General features: G+C 72.0%; 14 protein-coding genes and 1 pseudogene. 7 read left to right on the forward strand and 8 right to left on the reverse strand.

The genetic code is table 11. The features are described 5' to 3' along the window. Positions 1 to 62: 62 nt before the first annotated feature. The 7 genes and pseudogenes from KUM32_RS34795 to KUM32_RS34825 form a co-directional block, all read right to left on the reverse strand. Positions 63 to 638, reverse strand: coding sequence for a GAF domain-containing protein (locus KUM32_RS34795; RefSeq protein ID WP_217145908.1), 576 nt, complete (start codon positions 636 to 638; stop codon positions 63 to 65). An 82-nt stretch (positions 639 to 720) separates the two neighbouring features. Next, positions 721 to 1,365: an ATP/GTP-binding protein gene (locus KUM32_RS34800; RefSeq protein WP_217145909.1), complete on the reverse strand. Its 645-nt coding sequence runs from the start codon at positions 1,363 to 1,365 to the stop codon at positions 721 to 723. After that, the gene (locus KUM32_RS34805; protein WP_217145910.1) at positions 1,343 to 1,717 is read right to left on the reverse strand and encodes a DUF742 domain-containing protein; all 375 of its coding nucleotides are present in this window, start codon (positions 1,715 to 1,717) and stop codon (positions 1,343 to 1,345) included. Before KUM32_RS34805 ends, KUM32_RS34800 begins: the two co-directional genes overlap by 23 nt. A 2-nt stretch (positions 1,718 to 1,719) precedes the next feature. After that, positions 1,720 to 2,154, reverse strand: coding sequence for a roadblock/LC7 domain-containing protein (locus KUM32_RS34810; protein WP_064730860.1), 435 nt, complete (start codon positions 2,152 to 2,154; stop codon positions 1,720 to 1,722). 602 nt (positions 2,155 to 2,756) lie between these two features. Continuing rightward, positions 2,757 to 4,451 (reverse strand): annotated as a pseudogene (locus KUM32_RS34815) (ATP-binding protein); the annotation flags it as partial. A 403-nt stretch (positions 4,452 to 4,854) separates the two neighbouring features. Next, positions 4,855 to 7,251: a condensation domain-containing protein gene (locus tag KUM32_RS34820; protein WP_217145911.1), complete on the reverse strand. Its 2,397-nt coding sequence runs from the start codon at positions 7,249 to 7,251 to the stop codon at positions 4,855 to 4,857. A 122-nt stretch (positions 7,252 to 7,373) separates the two neighbouring features. Next, complete coding sequence (locus tag KUM32_RS34825; RefSeq protein WP_217145912.1) at positions 7,374 to 8,399, reverse strand: fatty acid desaturase; 1,026 nt, start codon at positions 8,397 to 8,399, stop codon at positions 7,374 to 7,376. Between the two features lie 833 nt (positions 8,400 to 9,232). Here KUM32_RS34825 and KUM32_RS34830 point away from each other — a divergent pair. The 7 genes from KUM32_RS34830 (at position 9,233) to KUM32_RS34860 (ending at position 16,901) form a co-directional block, all read left to right on the forward strand. After that, on the forward strand, positions 9,233 to 10,213 hold the full coding sequence (locus KUM32_RS34830) for a fatty acid desaturase (RefSeq protein WP_217145913.1): 981 nt from the start codon (positions 9,233 to 9,235) through the stop codon (positions 10,211 to 10,213). A gap of 95 nt (positions 10,214 to 10,308) precedes the next feature. Next, a complete protein-coding gene (locus KUM32_RS34835) occupies positions 10,309 to 10,512 on the forward strand; it encodes an MbtH family NRPS accessory protein (protein ID WP_217145914.1) in 204 nt (67 codons plus the stop codon). Between the two features lie 86 nt (positions 10,513 to 10,598). After that, entirely contained in the window at positions 10,599 to 11,681 is a 1,083-nt protein-coding gene (locus tag KUM32_RS34840) for an amidinotransferase (RefSeq protein ID WP_308408795.1), read from the forward strand. A 69-nt stretch (positions 11,682 to 11,750) separates the two neighbouring features. Next, the gene (locus tag KUM32_RS34845; protein ID WP_217145915.1) at positions 11,751 to 14,945 is read left to right on the forward strand and encodes a non-ribosomal peptide synthetase; all 3,195 of its coding nucleotides are present in this window, start codon (positions 11,751 to 11,753) and stop codon (positions 14,943 to 14,945) included. Between the two features lie 2 nt (positions 14,946 to 14,947). Further along, on the forward strand, positions 14,948 to 15,193 hold the full coding sequence (locus tag KUM32_RS34850; RefSeq protein WP_217145916.1) for an MbtH family protein: 246 nt from the start codon (positions 14,948 to 14,950) through the stop codon (positions 15,191 to 15,193). Positions 15,194 to 15,332: 139 nt separating this feature from the next. Continuing rightward, the gene (locus KUM32_RS34855) at positions 15,333 to 16,031 is read left to right on the forward strand and encodes an alpha/beta fold hydrolase (protein ID WP_308408798.1); all 699 of its coding nucleotides are present in this window, start codon (positions 15,333 to 15,335) and stop codon (positions 16,029 to 16,031) included. 48 nt (positions 16,032 to 16,079) lie between these two features. After that, the gene (locus KUM32_RS34860; RefSeq protein ID WP_217145918.1) at positions 16,080 to 16,901 is read left to right on the forward strand and encodes a class I SAM-dependent methyltransferase; all 822 of its coding nucleotides are present in this window, start codon (positions 16,080 to 16,082) and stop codon (positions 16,899 to 16,901) included. On the opposite strand, the gene KUM32_RS34865 is transcribed toward KUM32_RS34860, so the two are convergent. Continuing rightward, entirely contained in the window at positions 16,874 to 18,451 is a 1,578-nt protein-coding gene (locus tag KUM32_RS34865; protein ID WP_217145919.1) for an amino acid adenylation domain-containing protein, read from the reverse strand. The two genes, KUM32_RS34860 and KUM32_RS34865, sit on opposite strands and share 28 nt — an antisense overlap. Positions 18,452 to 18,491 lie beyond the last annotated feature (40 nt).

Genomic DNA, 18,491 nt, shown 5'->3' on the forward strand with positions numbered 1-18,491 from the left:
CGAGCCTTTCTTAAGCCCGGTCGCAGCTTTCCTTCACGCCCCGCGTTCCGGCGCCCGGCGGCTCACAGCGGGAGCCCGTCCTCCGCGCTGCGTTCGATGCGGCGCACGAGGTCGGCCGCCGTCGACTTGATCGTCGCCAGGCCCGCCCTGCCCCAGACCCGTGGCCGCACGTCGGCCGCGGACACCGTGCCGAGCACCGTCCCCGTGCTGTCGATGAGCGGAGCGCCGAGGTAGGAGCGGATGCCGAACTCGTCGACGACCGGGTTGCCCGCGAAACGCGGATAGTCGCGCACGTCCTCCAGGACCAGCGCCTTGCGCCGGACCACCACGTGGGGACAGAAACCGTGGTCGCGGGGCTGGACCCGGCCGAATTCGGGGCTGGTGCCGTCCCCGCGCGTCACCGGCGCGGTCTCGGGGACCCGCAGGCCCGCGAAGAACTGCCCGTTCTCGACGAGGAAGTTGACCATCGCGTACGGCGCCTCGGCGAGGTGGGCGAGGTGGGCCGCGAAGACGTCGAGGGCGGGGTCCGGGCGCTCCGCCAGTCCGAGCCGGCGCAGCCGTCGCACCCGGGCGGGTGCCTCCCGGTCCTCGGGGGTGAGCAGGAGACGTCCGACCGGGCGCGGCGGGTCGTAGCTCATCGGCCGGCTCCGTCGCTGTGGGCGTGCGTCATGTGCGGCTCCGTGGCGGTGTGGGCGGGGGTCACCTGGGTGTGCCTGGGCGTCACCGGTGTGCGCCGAACCCCGTCGTGGGGGCCGGGGTGTGGGCGATCAGGTGGCGTACGAGGGTGAGCAGCGTCTGTACGCCGGAACTGGAGATCCGGGCGTCGCAGCACACGATCGGGATCTCGGGGTGGAGATCCATGGCCGCGCGCACCTCCTCGGGGTCGTAGCGGTACGCGCCGTCGAACTCGTTGATCGCGACGATGAAGCCGAGTCCGCGTTCCTCGAAGAAGTCGACGGCGGCGAAGGACTCCTCGAGCCGCCGGGTGTCGGCGATGATCACCGCTCCGAGCGCGCCCTCGCACAGCTCGTCCCACATGAACCAGAACCGTTCCTGGCCGGGCGTCCCGAACAGGTACAGCACGTGTTCCGGGTCGAGGGTGATGCGGCCGAAGTCCATGGCCACGGTCGTTTCCAGCTTGTTCTCGATTCCGTCGAGGCTGTCGGTCGCGGCGCTGACCGTGGTGAGCAGTTCCTCCGTGCTCAGCGGGGCGATCTCGCTGACCGCGCCGACGAAGGTCGTCTTGCCCACTCCGAACCCGCCCGCCACGAGGATCTTCAGCGCGGTGGGGAAGGGGTCGCCGGTGTCGTGGCCGGATCCCGGGACGGATCCGTGGCCGTAGTCAGAGCTGTCGTCGTAGTCCATCGAGCACTGCCTCCAGAAGGGCCCGGTCCGTGGGGTCGTGGTGGAACGCGGCGGGGGGTTTGGTGGTCAGCGCGCCGCAGTCGACGAGGTCCGACAGCAGCACCTTGGTGACCGCCACCGGAAGCCTGAGACGGGCGGCGAGCTCGGCGACCGGGAGGGGCGCCCGGCACAGGTCGAGTGCCTGCGCGTGCTCGGGACCGAGATAGCCGAGGGGGGTCGCCCCGGTGGCCATCACCTGGGACATCAGGTCGAGCGCGACGGTGGGCCGGGTACGGCCGTTGCTGACGGTGAAGGGGCGCACCAGCCGACCGGCCGCGTCGTCGAGCCAGGGGCCGTCGCCGACCGCGGCCACCCTCAAGGCCTCATCGCCGGGGGCTCGACGGCGTGCTGCCGGGGTGCGGTGACCAGGTAGGGGCGCACGCTCTTGACGAGCATCGCCATCTCGTACCCGAGTACGGCGGCGTCGGCCTCCCGGCCCGCCAGCACGGCGAGACAGGTGCCGGAGCCGGCCGTGGTGACGAAGAGGAGGGTCGAGTCGAGTTCGACGACGACCTGGCGTACGTCCCCGCCGTCGCCGAAGCGGACTCCGGCGCTGCGGCCGAGGGAGTACAGGCCGGAGGCCAGGGCCGCCATGTGGTCGGCGCTGTCGGCGTCGAGCCCGTGCACGGACTTCACCAGTCCGTCGCAGGACAGCAGCACCGCGCTGCTCGTGTGCGGCACGCGCTGCACGAGGCCGCTCATCAGCCAGTCGAGGTCGGACACTTGGCCGGTCGGCGCATCGCTCGCCATGGTGGATCGACTCCTTGGGGTACGAAGGTCTGCGGGAGCGCTGGTCGTGGTGGTGGTGAGGGCGGGGAGGGAGCCGGGGACGGCCGCGCGGTCGGTCATCCGGACGGTTCCCCGTGGGTCGGCTCCCGGCGCGGCGCCTCCGGGCGGCCCGGCCCGGTGGGGGCCGACTGCAGGAGGGTCGGCGCCAGGGGGGCCGGTTCGGTGCGGGCGGGTGCGGAGCCGGCCGGTGCGGTGCTGGCCAGTGCGGTGCCGGCCGGTTCTGCGCGGGTCGGCTCCGCGAACGCCGGTTCTGCGCGGACCGGCTCCGCGAACGCCGGGCCCGTACGGGTCGGCTCCGCGAAGTCCCGCTCCGCGCGGGACACTTCCGCACCGGCCGACTCCGCGAACACCGGCTCTGCGCGGACCGACTCCGCGAACGCCGGGCCCGTACGGGTCGGCTCCGCGAAGTCCCGCTCCGTGGGCATCAGTTCCGCGCCGGTCGACTCCGTGTACGCCGGTTCCGCGTGCGTCGGTTCCGCGTGCGTCGGTTCCGCGCGGGCCGGCTCCGTGCGGACCGGCTCCGCGAACGTCGGTTCCGCGCGGGCCGCGTCCGCGAACGTCGGCGCCACGGGGTCCGGCCCCCTGCGGTCCGGTTCCACCGGGCTCGCTTCCTCGTGCTGCTGGGCCTCCGCGAGGCCGATGCCGCGTTGGAAGGCCGCCATCAGGCCCGGGTCGTGGCCCGCGTGGTGCTCGGGTTCCTGGCGGGGCGCGGGGCCACCGCGCAGTTGGGGTGCGATGTGCTCCTGGGCACGGCGGCGGGGCAGGTGGGGCTTGCCCATCGTGCCGCGCACGGCGCTGTGGCGCGGCACGGGCGGTGTGGCCGTGTGCTCCGCGAGGACGGCCCGGTCGTCGGCCCGGACGCCCGGTGCGGCGGCCGCCGGGGTGGGCCGGTCCTCGTGGGTGCCGCGCACGGGCAGCGGCACGGGCTCACCCCGGTGGACGCCGGATGCCACGGGAGCCGGAGGCACCGCGGGGTGCGACTGCGGCGGGGGCGGTGGTACCGGCGTCGCCCCGGCTTCCGCTGTCTCCGGCGGCCGGCCCGCGGCCCCCGGCTCGGTGCCCAACAGGGCCTGCGGCACGACCAGTACGGCCTGGACACCGCCGTAGATGTTGCTCTGCAGGCGCACGGTGATGCCGTGCCGCTTGGCGAGCTGGGAGACGACGTACAGCCCGATGCGGCCGTCCGCGAGCAGACGGGCGACGTTGACCTGGTCGGGGTCGGCGAGCAGGGCGTTCATCCGGCTCTGCTCCCCGACGGGCATGCCGAGTCCGCGGTCCTCGACCTCGACGGCGAGGCCCGAGGTGACGAGGTTGGCGCGCATCAGCACCTGGGTCTGCGGGGCGGAGAACAGCGTGGCGTTCTCGACGAGTTCGGCCAGCAGGTGGATGACGTCGGCGACGGCGTGTCCGCGCAGGGTGCCGTCGATCGGCGGGACCAGCCGGACGCGCGAGTACTGCTCGACCTCGGCGATGGCCGAGCGGAGCACCTCGGTCATGTCGACGGGGTTGCTCCACTGCCGACGCGAGACGGCACCGCCGAGCACGGCGAGGTTCTCGGCGTGGCGGCGGATGCGGGTGGCGAGGTGGTCGACGTGGAAGAGGCCCTTCAGCAGGTCGGGGTCCTCGATCTCGTTCTCCATCTCGTCCAGGATGGAGATCTCGCGGTGCACCAGTGACTGGAGTCGCCGGGCGAGGTTGACGAAGACTTCCAGCTTCTGTTCGCTGCCCGTCTGGCTGGAGAGCTGGGCGGCCCGGAGCACGGCGGTGACGGCGCCCTCGTGGGCGCGGGACAGGTCGGCGGCGAGCAGTTCGAAGTCGTCGGCGTCCTCCGGTGGTCCGCCCCGGGACTTGCGCTGGGGCGGAGTCTCGCCACGGCGCAACGCCTCGACCACGGCCCGCAGTTCGCCCTCCCCACGTGCGGTGCTGCGGCGCAGGGCGCCGACGCGTTCGTACACGGACCGCGCGGCGCGGTCGGCGGCGACGGCGGCGACGACGACGGCCACGAGGGCCACGGAGACCGCACCGGCGAGCACGCCCCACAGGCCGAGGCCGGGCCGGACGCCGGTGGACCGGATGGTGAACAGGACGGCCGCGCAGGCGCTGAGGGCGACCGCCACGGGCGGCAGCACGGCGAGACGCAGGAGTTGGGGCCGTATGTGGGTCTCGGGCAGCGCGGGGGCGTTGCGGGAGGCCGGCCGGCCGTGCCGCCCGCCCTCACGGCGGTCTGCTCGCGCGACCGGGGCGCGGAGGTGAGACATCGGTGTCCTCGTACTGGTCCGTCGGGCCTGGGTGCTCGCGCGTGGTGCCGGACGCCACGCGGACACGCGACGCCACGCGGGCACGCGCCATCGCGGTGTCGGCCGAGCGGACCGGGTGATCCGGCCCTGCGTCGCCCGACGGACACTGACAGTAGTCGCCCGCACATCGTGTGTGGTGGGCAGTTGCCAAAGTCCCTCGGACAACGTCCCGCTCTGGTATGAGGCCTCGTACGACAGGCCGATAAGCCGGTGAAGCGTTCGCTCCGGAAGGGTGGAGGAGCGGTCGGAACCGATCAGAAACGGTCACCGTCGGTGACGGTGCCGGATCCCGCCCGTCCGGGTCCGCCCTGCCGCCCGGCCCGAGCCGTGCGTCAGGCGGCCTACGGGGGACCGGGCACGCCGCTCACTTCATGGCCTCCGCGATGACGGGTCCCGTCCGTCGGACCACCGCGGCGTCCATGACGTCCTCGTGCGCGCAGTCCAGCACGTGGGTCTCGACGCCGCGGCCGGTGAGATCGGACCAGCGGACCCGGACCCGGTCGCGCTCCGGTCCCGTCTCCGCGGTCTCGAAGCTCACCGCGCTCCCGCCGTACACCCGCGAGCTGTGGGCCCGCAGGAGGCCGAGGCAGTGGGCCGCGATCTCCGAGAGCTCGCGGAACACCGACTCCGCCAGTTCGCCGGACGCCCCGCCGCCGGACCCGTGGATCGATTCCACGATGGCCTCGGTCTCCTCCTCGGACAGCCCCTCGCGCACCGTGGTCCCGCGCACCGCCGGGACGGCGTCGAGGAGCACCAGGTTGCGGACGTCGATCCCGGCGGCCTGCGACATCACGGCGATCTCCTGCGCGACGACGCCACCGAAGGACCACCCCATCAGGGAGTACGGGCCCTGGGGACACACTCCCCGGATCAGTTCGAGATACGTCCCGGCGAGTTCCCCCACCGAGCCAGGCCGGCCGGCCTCCCCGGCGAACCCGGTGGCCTGCAGGCCGTACACCGGGTGTCCCTTCGGGATGTACGGCAGGAATCTCGCGTAGGACCAGCTCAGCCCACCGATCGGAGGAAGGAAGAAGACGGGGTCGAGGTCCCCGTCCGCGCGCAGCGGCAGGAGAGCGGCCAGTGAGTCGGACGCCCCGTCGTCCAGCCGCCCGGCCAGACCCGCCACCGTCGGAGACTCGAACAACCACTGCATCGCCAGTTCCACGCCCAGAACCGACCGCACCCGCGACGCCAGGCGTCCCGCCAGCAGCGAATGTCCGCCCAGGTCGAAGAAGTCGTCGTCGATCCCGACCTCCTCGACCCGCAGCACCTCGGCGAACAACCCGCACAGGAGCTCTTCCCGGGGGTTGCGCGGCGGCCTGCGGTCGCCCGGCCGGCCGGGCGACCGTGAGGTGGTGTCGTGGATGTCGGCCGGTCCCCCGGCCGCCGGCGCGTCCAGCCCCTTCGGCCGCTCGGCGGACGGGCCCAGCAGCTCGTCCAGATCCACGTCCGGATTCTCGACGGCCCGGGTCAGAATGGCCACGAAATCCTCAGCGAGCGACTCGATGGTGGACCGGTCGAACACGGCGGTGCGGAAACTGATCTCTCCCTTGAAGCCGTGGCCCGCCGACCAGATCGAGAACAACGCATCGAATTTCGCCGTGACTCCCCCGGTATCCAGGGATTCGATCTCGAGACCGGGCCACCCGTCCGGATCCGTTGATCCGTATTCCAGTGCCAGAGCATTTTCGAACAATTCCGTCCGGCTTCCGCCCCGTCCCGATCCCAGATGGGCCACCAGCTGTGCGAACTGATATTCCTGGTTCTCATACGCATCCAGCGACACGCCCCGCACCCGCCGCAACAGGTCCCGGAAACTGCGCGCGTCCCTCGAATCGATCCGCAGCGGCACCATGTTCACGAAATAACCGATGGCCTCCTGCATCCCCGCTCCGCGCCGGCTCGCCATCGGACTGCCCACGACGCCGTCCCGCTGCCCGGAGGCGCGCGCGAACGCCACGTGGTGCACGGCGAGCAGGAACATGAACGGCGTGACACGCTCCCGGGCCAGCAGACGGTCCAGACCGGCGGTGACCTCCTGGTCCACCTCGAACGGGACCAGGTCGCCGGCGACCGAGGCGACCGCCGGCCGCGGTCGGTCGGCCGGCAGCCTCAGCGGCTCGGCACCGTCCAGCGTGCGGCGCCAGAACTCCAGCTGTTCGCGGCACTCGTCGGTCCGCAGCCACCGCCGCTCAGACACCGCGAACTGCGCGTACTGTCCCACCGAGGGTTCCACGGCCGGCGCTCGGTCGTCGATCGCCGACGCGTAGAACTCGCGCAGCTCGTCCATCAGGACGTCGAGCGAACGACCGTCGAAGACCGCGTGGTGCACCGACAGCAGCAGCACGTGCTCACGCTCGGCCAGCCTCAGCAGACCGGTCCTGAACAGGGGCCCCGCCTCCAGGTCGAAGACGTGCTCCTCCTCCAGCAGCAGCCGCCGTCGCAGTCCGTCCTGACCTGACACGTTCTCGACGACCCAGCGCACGGGCAGTTCGTCGGCGATCCTCTGCAGCGGCGTTCCGTCCACCTCGACGAGGGTCGTGCGCAGCGCCCCGTGCCGGGCCACCACCTGGTTCACCGCCCACTCCAGGGCGGACACGACCAGGTCTCCACGGAGGCGGAAGGCGAACACCATCGAGTACTGCGTCGAGCCGCCGTCGAGCTGGTCGACGAACCACAGCCCCTCCTGCCCCACCGACGCCGGCACCAGCCCCGTGGGCGCGAGCGGCACCGCCGGGGGCTGGGTTCGGGCGTGGTCCACGTCGGCACCGGAAGTCATCGCGTTCCCCCGCGTTCGTGAGTGGTGCGGCTGGTGTCAACGGTGATCTCGGTCGGTGGCCGCGCCGGCCGTGCGGACGACCGCCGGCGCGGCGTCCCGGACGCTCACGTCTCGGGCACCGGGGTGGTCGGGGCCGCTCCCGCCGCCCCGCGGCCGGCGGAGGGCAGGGACCAGTAGATCTGCCCCATGCCGCCGAGCACGCCGTCCAGGCGGGGCAGGGCCGCGTACACCGGGTCGCGCCGCAGGATCGCGTCGACCTCCCGCAGCCGCCACATCGGTGTCCGCGGGAACAGGTGGTGGACCAGGTGGAAGCCCTCGCCGTCCTTCTCCCCGAGCAGGAAGCGCGTCCCGAGGCCGTACACCCGGTTCCAGGACATGTAGATGTCCATGCGCGGGGCGGTCTCGATCAACGGGAAGTGTTCCATGAGCTCGGCGACGGCGCCGATCCACACCTGCGTGGTGACCAGGGGCACGAACCAGAGCAGCAGCAGCCAGGGCCACCAGCCGCCGAGCACCGCCCACGCCAGCACCGCGGCGAGGACGGCGCCCCGCAGCCACCGCTCGGACGTCCGCTCGCCCTTCGCCACGATCCGGTGCCGCAGCAGGTAGAGGATGTACGACGCGGTGGCGGGTGGGCTCACGGCCGTCCACAGGTACCGTCGCAGCGCGGCCCGGCTGAGGTTGTCCCCGCACAGCGCGTTGTCCTGGTACTGCTTGTAGTCGGGGTCCCGGTCCGGATCGCCCAGCCGGCCGTGGTGCTCGCCGAGGTGCGAGGCCCGGTAGCCGGTGAAGCTCTGGAGCACCGGGTATCCGCCGAGCAGCGCGCCGATGACGTTGCCTGCGCGGTGGTTCGCCATGAACGCGCGGTGGGTGGCCATGTGCAGCACGCCGGCGAGGGCGCGCTGACGCCCGCCGACGAAGAACACCGCGACGATGTACACCAGGACGGCGGCCCAGAGCGGGGCGCGTTGGAACGCGAGCACCGACGCCGCGCACCACGCGGAGATCCACAACCAGTGTTCGACCACTTCGAGTGGTCCGTGCCAGTTGTCCGGACGCGACGCGGCACGGACCGCCGCGAGGATGTCCGGCGAGAACCGATACCGTTCGGCGCGATCAGCGCTGGCCACAGTCTTGTCCCTCCCGCTGCGAATCCTGAACGCGAAGACTCACCAGCACTGCGCCACGTCGTGGTCACCAGGGACGAGCTCGCTGTCCCACCGGAGGTGGACAGCCGCTCCACGATGTCGGCGACCAGCTCGGCTTCGTGCTTCAGCAGATAGAAATGGTCACTGTCGACGGCGGTTGGGGAGGGGGCGATTATCCGGGCCCCAGGAGGACTTGAGTGTCCGGCCTCTCCTCACCATGGATGGCCGACAGTATTTTCCATCGGGAATTGCACTGTCAAGAGGTGCCGCACGGCCGTCGGACGACCATGCGGAGTGAGCGTCCTGCCGGTGATCACACCGCCTTGCCGGCGATCAACGGATGACGGGACTCGCCTTCGCGGATCAAGCCCCGACGTTGCGCCGTAATCGGGGTCTTGACCTTTTTGCGACCGACGCTGTTGAATGCGGTTTTGCGATCGCCTGTCAACTCACTGCTGCCGAAAGACCCGCTTGGCGCGTGCTCCGTCCCGGGCGTCTTTCATGAGTTTCCACCGGACAGATCTGGCCGATTTCGAGAGAACACCGGGGCGTGATCGGATCACCGCCCGGGGAACGGGACGTCATCCACCGGGACGGCGACCCGACGGTGCACGCCACACCAGTAACCGAAGTCATCGGAGTTCCGCGGAGCCTCGCGATCAGGGCGCGTCGCGTGGCCGGATCTGCCGTGCGGACACGTGTGCCTCCGGGGTCTTCGGCTCGCGCGCTCGTGTGGTCGTGAACCGACGGTAGGGACCCGGGTGCGTTGACGCGCATGCATTTCGGCGCACACGACGAGCAGAGGTGTCAGTCTCATGGAAACGCGACAGCCCCGGGTGTTCCGGCACGGCCCGGTCGACGCCGTCCTGGTTCTGTTCAGCATCGCTCAGTTCTCGGTCACGATCGCGCTCGCCGCGGCCGGCCCCACCGGGCTCTGGCCGTGGTCGGGTTCGTTCGCGCTCGTGACGTTCATGGTGTCGTACAGCGTGATCATCGTGTCGCACCTGTTCGTGCACAAGCCCTGGTTCGTCTCGTCGCGCCTCAACGCGGTGATGTCCCTGATCAATTCGGCGAACATCGCACAGTCGGTGCAGGCGTACCACCTCAGCCACGTACGCAACCACCACCGCTACAACAACGACCGCAAGGGCGCGGACGGCACGACGCGCGACGTGACCTCCACCTTCCGCTACAGCCGGGACGACGGGCACGCGCCGCTGTGGCGGTACCTGGCCTTCAGTCTCGCCGGATCGGTCCGCGAGTTCGCCGGTACGATCGCCGCTCTGCGGCGGGGCTGCCGGGTCGGCGCGGACGAGACGCTGCTGCAGGAGCTCGCCACCCGCAACCCCGGGCGCCGCAAGGCCGAGTTGCGCCAGGTGCAGGCCGACCGCCTCGCTCACCTCGCGCTGATCGCTCTGCTCGCCGTGCTGTCCTGGCAGTGGCTCCTGATCTGCTACCTGCCCGCGATCGCGGTGGCCTTCACCCTGGTCAACGTCCAGAACTACTACCGGCACTACGGCGCCCACCCCGAGAGCCGGTACGCGAACTCGGTCAGCCACTACGGCCGCCTGTACAACGTGCTGACCTTCAACGACGGTTACCACCAGGAGCACCATCTGCGCCCGGCCACGCACTGGAGCCGGCTGCCGCGGGTCGCCGAGCAGTACGAGGAGTCGTTCGGCGCGGAGGGGCGCGTCGTGTCGCCGGTGCCGGCGATGGTCGGCTTCCTGGACGTCCACCGCGTGGCCGGGGCGCCGGCGTTCGGGCCGACAGCCGGTGAGCCGGAGGCACGTTGAGCGACGGCGCGCGGACGCCGGCCTGCCGGTCCTCGCTCTGCGGAGCCGGGCCGCCGGGCCACGCGCGTGATCAGAACCGACGACGGAGGGCAGCCATGTCAGAAGCCGACGACCTCTGCACCATCGTGCGCAACCACGAACAGCAGTACTCCGTCTGGCCCGCGGGCCGGGAGATCCCGTCGGGCTGGGAACCGGTCGGCGAACCGGCCGCGCGGTCCGCCTGCCTGGACCGGATCGACGAACTCTGGACGGACATGCGTCCGGCGAGCCTGCGCGCCCTCATGGACCGGGGGGCCTGAGGTGGGCCCACGTTCCGCCGCGGGCGGCCGGGTGCCCTGAGCGCGGTCCGACAGCATCCTTGACACCGACCAGCGAAGGACGCGAAGTGAGTGAGTCCGAGGCCTCGGCCCAGTGCCCCGTCAGCGCCCACAACGAGTGGGACCCACTGGAGGAAGTGATCGTCGGCATCGTCGACGGTGCGCGCTTCCCTCCGTGGCACGTCGCGGTCGGCGCACCGCTCTCGCCGGAACAGCGGGCCGTGTTCCAGGAGCGTGCCGGGCAGCCCTTCCCCGCCGACCGCGTCGCGGCCGCCCGCGACGAGCTCGACCAACTGGTCGACATCCTGGCCGGCGAGGGTGTCAAGGTCCGCCGGCCCGAGCCGCGGGACCACGGACAGTCCTACGGTGCGCCGGGCTGGTCGAGCACGGGCCTGTACGACGCGATGCCCCGGGACCTGCTGCTGGTCGTCGGGGACGACGTCATCGAGGCGCCGATGGCCTGGCGTTCGCGCCACCACGCGGCGTCGGCCTACCGGCCCCTCCTCAAGGAATACTTCCAGCAGGGTGCCCGGTGGAGCTCGCCGCCCAAGCCCGAGCTCGCCGACGAGCTGTACGTCGCCGGCTGGACCGAGCAGCCGGAGGGGGAGCCGTTCCGCTCGGTGATCACCGAGTTCGAGCCCACGTTCGACGCGGCCGACTTCATCCGGTGCGGCCGTGACATCTTCGCCCAACGCAGCCACGTCACCAACGCGATGGGCATCGAGTGGGTCCGCCGGCACCTGGGCGAGGCGTACCAGGTGCATGAGCTGACGCTGGCCGACGACCACCCCATGCACATCGACGCGAGCCTGATGCCGCTGGCCCCGGGCAAGCTGCTGATCCATCCGGACCGGGTGCCTCAGGTGCCGGAGATCTTCAAGGACTGGGAGGTGCGCACGGCCCCGCAGCCGGTGATCCCCGACGGCCACCCGCTGTACATGACCAGCAAGTGGATCAACATGAACGTGCTCATGATCGACGAGGAGCGCATGGTCGTGGAGGCGCGGGACGAGCCGATGCGCCGCCTCGCCGAGAGCTGGGGCATGGCCGCGATCCCGTGCCCCTTCCGGAACTTCAACAGCTTCGGCGGTTCCTTCCACTGCGCGACGGTCGACGTGCGACGGCGCGGTGGACTGCGGTCCTATTTCTGATCCCGGACCAGTGAGCGCTCTCGTTCCCCTGGCCACACCCGTACCGCCCGTTCCAGAGGTAGGAGATTCATGCCCGGTCCCTGCGTGCATCACCTGGTCGAGGCGCAGGCTTCGCTGACACCCCATGCCGTCGCGGTCGCCGGGAACGGCGGCACCCTCACCTACCGCGAGCTCGACGAACGGGCCAACCGACTCGCCCACCTGCTGGTCGCCGGCGGTGCCGGGCCCGAGCGCCTGGTCGGCGTCGTCATGGGGCCGTCGTCACACCTGCTGGTGACGATGCTGGCGGTGTGGAAGGCCGGCGGTGTGTACATGCCCGTCGATCCGTCGCTCCCCCGCAGCGCCGCCGAGACGATGCTCACCGACGCCGGAGCGTGCCTCCTCGTCCGCGACGGATCGACCGCCGTGACTCCCGTGGGCGTACCCGTGGTGGACCTGGACCAGGTCGACCTCTCCAGCGGGCCGGACAGCGCTCCGACGCCCGCCGTCGACCCGGCGAACCTCGCCTACTGTGTCTTCACCTCGGGCTCCACCGGCAAGCCCAAGCCCGTCGCCGTCGCGCACGCCAGCTTCGCCCACCACGCCGTGTCCCTCCGGGACGAGCTCAAGCTGGGACCCAGCGACCGGGTCCTGCAGTCCACGGCGATCGCCTTCGACGCCGCACTGGAGGAAATCATGCCCGCGTGGGCCGCCGGCGCGGCTGTCGTGATGCCCGAGCAACGCCACTTCACCAGCCGGGAGTTCACCGACCTCGTCGACCGTCTCGCGGTGACCATGGTGAGCCTGCCCAGCGCCTACTGGCACCAGTGGGTGGACGATCTGACGGCCGGACTGGTCCGGCTGCCCGCGTCCCTGCGCACCGTGTTCATCGGCGGCGACAAGATCCTCGTCGACAAACTCGCCGCCTGGGCACGGATCCCCGGGGCGCAGGCCATCGACTGGGTCTCCGACTACGGCCCGACCGAGGCCACCATCAGCGTGGCGCTGCACCGTCCGGACGAGGACCTGTCCGGCACCGACCGCTCCGACTACGCGCTGGTGCCCATCGGCCGCCCGTTCGCGGGGGCCGTGTTCCACATCCTCGACAGCGATCTGCGACCGGTGCCGGACGGTACGCCGGGAGACATCTGGCTCGCCGGCCCGCCCCTGGCCCGTGGCTACCATGCCGCCCCGGCCGCCACCGCCGATCGCTTCCTGCCCGATCCCCAGGGCCCGCCGGGCGCGCGCATGTACCGCACCGGCGACCGCGGCAGCCGGCGCGGCGACGGGACGCTCCTGTTCCTCGGACGCTCGGACCGCCAGGTCAAGGTGCGCGGGCAACGCGTCGAACCCGGCCAGGTGGAGAGTGCCGTGCACCGCTGCCCCGGGGTCAGGGACGCGGTCGTCGTCACCGTCGACGACCCGCCTTCCGGGTCGCGTCTCGTCGCCTACGTGGAGGCCGAGGACGGGGTGTCCGAGGCGGCGATCCGCGCCGACCTCGCCGGCCGGCTGCCCGAGGCGATGGTGCCCCACACCATCGTGCTGCTGGAGCGCATCCCGCGTTCGCCGCTGAACGGCAAGGTGGCCCGCTCGGCGCTCCCGCCGGTCGCGCCCGCGCGGGCCGGCCGCACCGGCCGGGCCGGGATGACGACGCTGGAGCGCGTCGTCGCCACCCTCGTCGGTGACGTGCTCGACGGCCCGCCCGCCCCTCGTGACGAGGACTTCTTCGCGGCGGGCGGCGACTCGCTGCGGGGGCTGCGACTGCTCAGCCGGGTCGCCGAGGTGACGGGTGTGACGCTGTCGTTCGCGCAGCTGCGGGCGGCTCCGCACGTGGCCGGGATCGCGGCCCTGGTGAAGCGGGCGCACGGGCTGGGCGCACCGGACACGGCGGTCGTGGCGTCGCAGGACCGCGGCGACCGGTGCCTCGCCTCACGCGGGCAGGCGGCCCTGTGGTTCCTGGACCGCGTGCACCGGGGAGCGCCGACCTACTCGGTACCGGTCGGCTACCGGATCAGAGGCCCACTCGACCTCGACCGCCTGGACGCCGCGCTGACCGGGATCGTCGCCCGTCACGAGGCCCTGCGTACCGTGCTGGAGGAACAGGACGGCAAGGTCTGGCAGCGCATCCGGCCCGCGGGTCCGGTGCGTACGGTGGTGGCCGCCGTCGCCGACGCCGACGAGGCGGCCCGCCGGGCCGAGGAGGAGGCCGGGCGCCCGTTCCGTCTGAGCGAGGGCCCGCTGCTGCGGTCGGTCTGCTACCGCGTCGGCGCCGAGGAGCACCTGTGGCTGCTCAACGTGCACCACGCGGTGTTCGACGCCTGGTCCCTGGCCGTGTTCTGGCGTGAGTTCGCCGCGCTCTACACCGGCCGGCCGCTGCCCGAGCCGACCACCCAGTACGCCGACTACTCCGCCTGGCAGGAGCGCTGGCTGCGCGGCGCGGAGGCGGACGGACAACGGGCCTACTGGCGCGCACGGCTCGCCGGGGACCTGCCGGCCCTCGAACCGGGAACTCCGCGCACGGCCGGCGGACGCCCCGGCACCGAGGGGTTCGCCCTCCGGCTGCCGTCCGACGCGATCGATCCGACCGCTGTCGAGCGTGTCGCCCGCGCCTGCGGGACCACCGCCTTCACCGTGCTGCTCGCGGCCTTCCTCGCGACGCTGCGCCGCACCGGCGGCGTCGACGAGGTGGTGGTCGGGGTGCCGGTGGCCTGCCGGGACCGGCAGGGCACCGAGGACGTGATCGGCTACCTGGTCAACACGGTCCCGCTGCGGATGCGCTTCGCCGAGGGCATGCGCTTCCGTGAGCTGATCGCGCGCACCGACGAGGCGCTGGCGGAGGCGCTGACCCACCAGGAGCTGCCGCTGGCCGACATGGTGGAAGGCCTGCCGCGGCGTGGCGGCGGACAGCGACCGCTGTTCCACGCCATGTTCGGGATGCAGTCCACACCGTTGGACGACTGGGGTGTCATCGAAGGCCTGGACGTCGCCGAGCAGTTCGTCCACCAGCGGACCGCGAAGGCCGCGCTGACCTGGACCGTCCGACAGCACGCCGACGGACTGGCCGGCGAGTTCGAGTACGCCGCCGACCGGTTCGACCGGGACTCGGCACAGGAGTGGCAGCACTCCTTGCTGACGCTGCTCACGGGCGGTCTGGCGCGTCCCGACGCGCCGGTCGACGAGCTGCCGACGCCGGCCGTCGACGGTGACCTGGAGGAACGCCCCCACCTGTCAGAGGACTTGACCCACGACACCCGTTCCGGGTCGCGGCCATCAGGAGGCTCGTGAACATGCCGGTCGACGCGTCCTTCGGTGACGGTGACGGAGACGTCGAGGCGGACCTCGTCTACGACGTGGTGGTCAACCACGAGGAGCAGTACTCGATCTGGCCCGTGGGCCGGCCCGCGCCGGCGGGCTGGACGACCGTGGGCGTCCGGGGCACGAAGTCCCAGGTGCTGGACCACATAGAGAGGGTGTGGAGCGACATCACGCCCTTGAGTGTGCGCCAGGCCGCCGCCCGGGCCCCGCGCCGGTAGCGGCCCTCCGTCCGGGCGTCGTCATGGGCCACGGGGGTATCTCGTGAACGGAGACCGCGCTCTCGCGCACCGCATCGCCTTCAGGGGCTTTCGCACGGCCGCGGGCGGGGCGGACGCAGTGGTTCCACCGAGCCGCACGGTGTACTGCGTACCGGCCGCCGGCACGGGGGCGCGGAGCTTCCTGATGCCCTTCGCACGCTCACCGCTGCGCGGGAGCCTGCGGGTGGCGCAGCTGCCGGGTCGCGAGGACCGGCTCGACGAACCCTGCCTCGATGACATCGTGGAGATGGCCGCGCTCCTCGCCGACGCCATCGCCGAGGAGGGGGCCGACGACTACGCCCTGTACGGGCACAGCTTCGGGGCCCTGGTGGCGCTGGAGACGGCGCGGAGGCTGGACCGCGGACACGCGCCCGCTCCGGCGCTGCTGGCGGTCGCGGCCTGCGCCGCCCCGCACCTGCCGCAGGCCGTGCGTTTCGACGAGATGGAACCCATGGAGATCGCCGAGGCGCTCCGCAACCTCGGCGGACTGAACTTCAGCGGCCCGCTCGGCGAGAAGGTGGCGGCTGTCGTGCTGCCCTCGCTGAGTGCGGACTGCCGCGCCAGCACCCGGTATCTCGACGCCTTCGGCGCCTGCGGGGCGGGCAGGATCGCGTCCCCGATCCTGGCGCAGGGCGGCACGCTGGATCCGGCGGTCACGAGGGAGAAGGTAGCGGCCTGGCGCGACCACACGGATTCCGGTTTCGCGGCGCAGGAGTACGCCGGCGGTCACTTCTTCCCGCTGGAGTCCGAGCTCCCGTTGCGCGCGGTCGTCGACTGGCGACCCGCACCGGGCCCGTAGCGAGGCGCCGCTCGGTCCACGGGACACACCCTGGGAGGGGTCATCACTGTGAAGCGCACGGACCCGATCACCATCCACGAGATGTACAGCCCCGACGACAACGACGCGATCGACAGGGCGCTCAACCGCAGCCGCGACCCGCGGCCGCCCGGTTCGTTGTTCGCCATGGTCGGCGAGTTGGGGATCGGGCCCGACGACGTCGTGCTCGACATCGGCGGCCGGGACGCGTGGTATTCGCTCCGGCTCGCCGAACTGGCGGGGTGCCGCGCCGTTTCGGTCGACCCCGTCGAGAGCAACAACGCCCGTGCCCGTGCCGCCGTCGCCGGGCACCCGCGGGGAGCCCGGGTGTCGATAAGGCCGGGCGTGATGGAGGACATCCCGGCGTCCGACGGCGAGTTCGACCTCGTCTTCTGCCGGGACATGTTCTTCCAGGTCGTGGACGCCGACAAGGCACTCGCCGAATGCCACCGCGTACTCAGGCCGGGCGGGCACGTCCTCTTCTACCAGAGCTACGCGACCGACCGGCTCGAGCCGCGCGAGACCGCCCACCTCTACGCCGACCTGGCGGTCGTGCCCGAGCGCATGTCGAGCGACGACTTCGAGCGGCGTGTGGCGGGGTCCGGCCTCGTCGTCGCATCGATGGACCCCATCTCCTCGGAGTGGTACGAGGCACTGGAGGAGGACGGCACCCGTACCACCTCCGACCAGCTCCTGTACGTGGCGCGGCTGCTGCGACAGCCCGAGCAGCTGCGTGCCGAGCTCGGCGACACCGACTACCGCGTCGAACTCGCCAACGCCTTGTGGGGCGTCTACCACATGATCGGCAAGCTGGAGCCGCGGATCTACGTGCTGCGCAGGCCCGATGCGTGAAAGAGCTCTGCCACGGCCGCCCGGTCGAGCTTCCCCGACGGTGTCAGGGGCAGCCGGTCGGCCGTCACGTACATGCGAGGCACCATGTAGGCCGGGAGCGAAGCCGTCAGCAGCTCCCTGACCGACCGGGCGAGTGCGCCGGACGCGTCGGACGATGCGCCCGAAGAGGTGTCCGCGCCCACCACGCAGGCGCCGAGGGCCGGCCCGAGAGCGGTGTCCACCACGCAGACGGCGGCGTCGAGGACGTCGGGGTGCGAGCCGAGGACGGTCTCGATCTCACGCAACTCGATCCGGAATCCGCGGATCTTGACCTGGTCGTCGTCGCGGCCCACGTAGGCGAGCTCGCCGCCGGGCAGCCGCCGTACGAGGTCTCCCGTGCGATAGCAGCGCACGGCTTCGGAGCCCGGCCCGAGGGGCAACTCGGCGAACCGCTCCTTGGTGAGGTCGTCACGGTGGAGGTATCCGACGGACACGCCGGCCCCGGACAGCCACAGCTCTCCCGTCGTGCCGTCCGTCACCGGCGTCCGCTCGGCGTCGAGGACGTGGGCGCCGACGTGCGGGAGCGGCCGGCCGATGGGCGAGGCGGAGCCCGACCGGAGCGTGTCGGCGTCGAGCACCTTGAACGTGGAGTGCACGGTGTTCTCCGTGATCCCGTACATGTTGACCACCTCCGGGCCGCGCGGCCCGGTTCCGGCGACGAAGTCCCTGACGACGTCGAGGTGCACGCTCTCCCCGCCGAGGACGACGTAGCGCAGCGGGAGTCGGGGACGACCGTGCTCGGCGTGGGCCTGGACGGTGTAGCGGAAGACCGACGGCACCTGGTTCAGGACGGTGATCCGCCGCTCCCGCAGGAAGTCGATGAGCTCGGCGGAGAGCACGACGGTACGCCAGGGGACGACGACCGCGGTCGCACCGGTCGCGAAGGCGCCCCACAGCTCCCAGACCGAGAAGTCGAAGCACAGGGAGTGGAAGACCGCCCATCGGTCGTCGGCCGTGAAGGCGAACAGGGGCAGGGCCGCGTCCAGCAGCGCGAGGATGTTGCCGTGCGTGATCACACAGCCCTTGGGCCTGCCGGTCGAGCCGCTGGTGTAGATGACGTAGGCCGGGCTGTCGGCGGTCGGCGCCGGCACGGTTCCGTGGCCGGCGGTGGCCACGGGATCGGCCGCCGGCGCCGCCGGGTCGATGAGGCGGTGGTGCGCGAGCCCGACGCGCTCGGCGGTGGAGCGCGCTCCGACGATGCGGGTGAGCCGGGCGTCCTCGGCGATGAACCGGGTCCTGTCCCGCGGGTAGTCGGGGTCCAGGGGTACGTAGGCGGCGCCGCGTCTGAGGATCGCCAGCAGCCAGACGACCGTCTCCGCGTCCCGTTCGACGAGCAGTCCCGTCAGGTCACCCGGGCGTACGCCGGCCGCGGCGAGGCGGTCGGCGGCCCGGTCGGCGGCCCGGTCCAGGTCGGCGTAGCTCAGCCGTACGCCGTCCGCGAGCAGGGCGGTCGCGTCGGGGGTCTCGGACACCCGCGAGCGCAGGAGTCCGACGAGGGATTGCGGTTCCATTACCCACCTGTCGTGTTTCGGGAGCGGGGCTCGGCCGCCG

The sequence above is a fragment of the Streptomyces sp. AC627_RSS907 genome (assembly GCF_019049165.1).

What these genes read in the sequence shown, in the direction of transcription:
- KUM32_RS34795 (WP_217145908.1), bottom strand. Translation starts at nt 638, where the DNA reads ATGAGCTACGACCCGCCGCGCCCGGTCGGACGTCTCCTGCTCACCCCC.
- KUM32_RS34800 (WP_217145909.1), bottom strand. Translation starts at nt 1,365, where the DNA reads ATGGACTACGACGACAGCTCTGACTACGGCCACGGATCCGTCCCGGGA.
- KUM32_RS34810 (WP_064730860.1), bottom strand. Translation starts at nt 2,154, where the DNA reads ATGGCGAGCGATGCGCCGACCGGCCAAGTGTCCGACCTCGACTGGCTG.
- KUM32_RS34830 (WP_217145913.1), top strand. Translation starts at nt 9,233, where the DNA reads ATGGAAACGCGACAGCCCCGGGTGTTCCGGCACGGCCCGGTCGACGCC.
- KUM32_RS34835 (WP_217145914.1), top strand. Translation starts at nt 10,309, where the DNA reads ATGTCAGAAGCCGACGACCTCTGCACCATCGTGCGCAACCACGAACAG.
- KUM32_RS34845 (WP_217145915.1), top strand. Translation starts at nt 11,751, where the DNA reads ATGCCCGGTCCCTGCGTGCATCACCTGGTCGAGGCGCAGGCTTCGCTG.
- KUM32_RS34850 (WP_217145916.1), top strand. Translation starts at nt 14,948, where the DNA reads ATGCCGGTCGACGCGTCCTTCGGTGACGGTGACGGAGACGTCGAGGCG.
- KUM32_RS34865 (WP_217145919.1), bottom strand. Translation starts at nt 18,451, where the DNA reads ATGGAACCGCAATCCCTCGTCGGACTCCTGCGCTCGCGGGTGTCCGAG.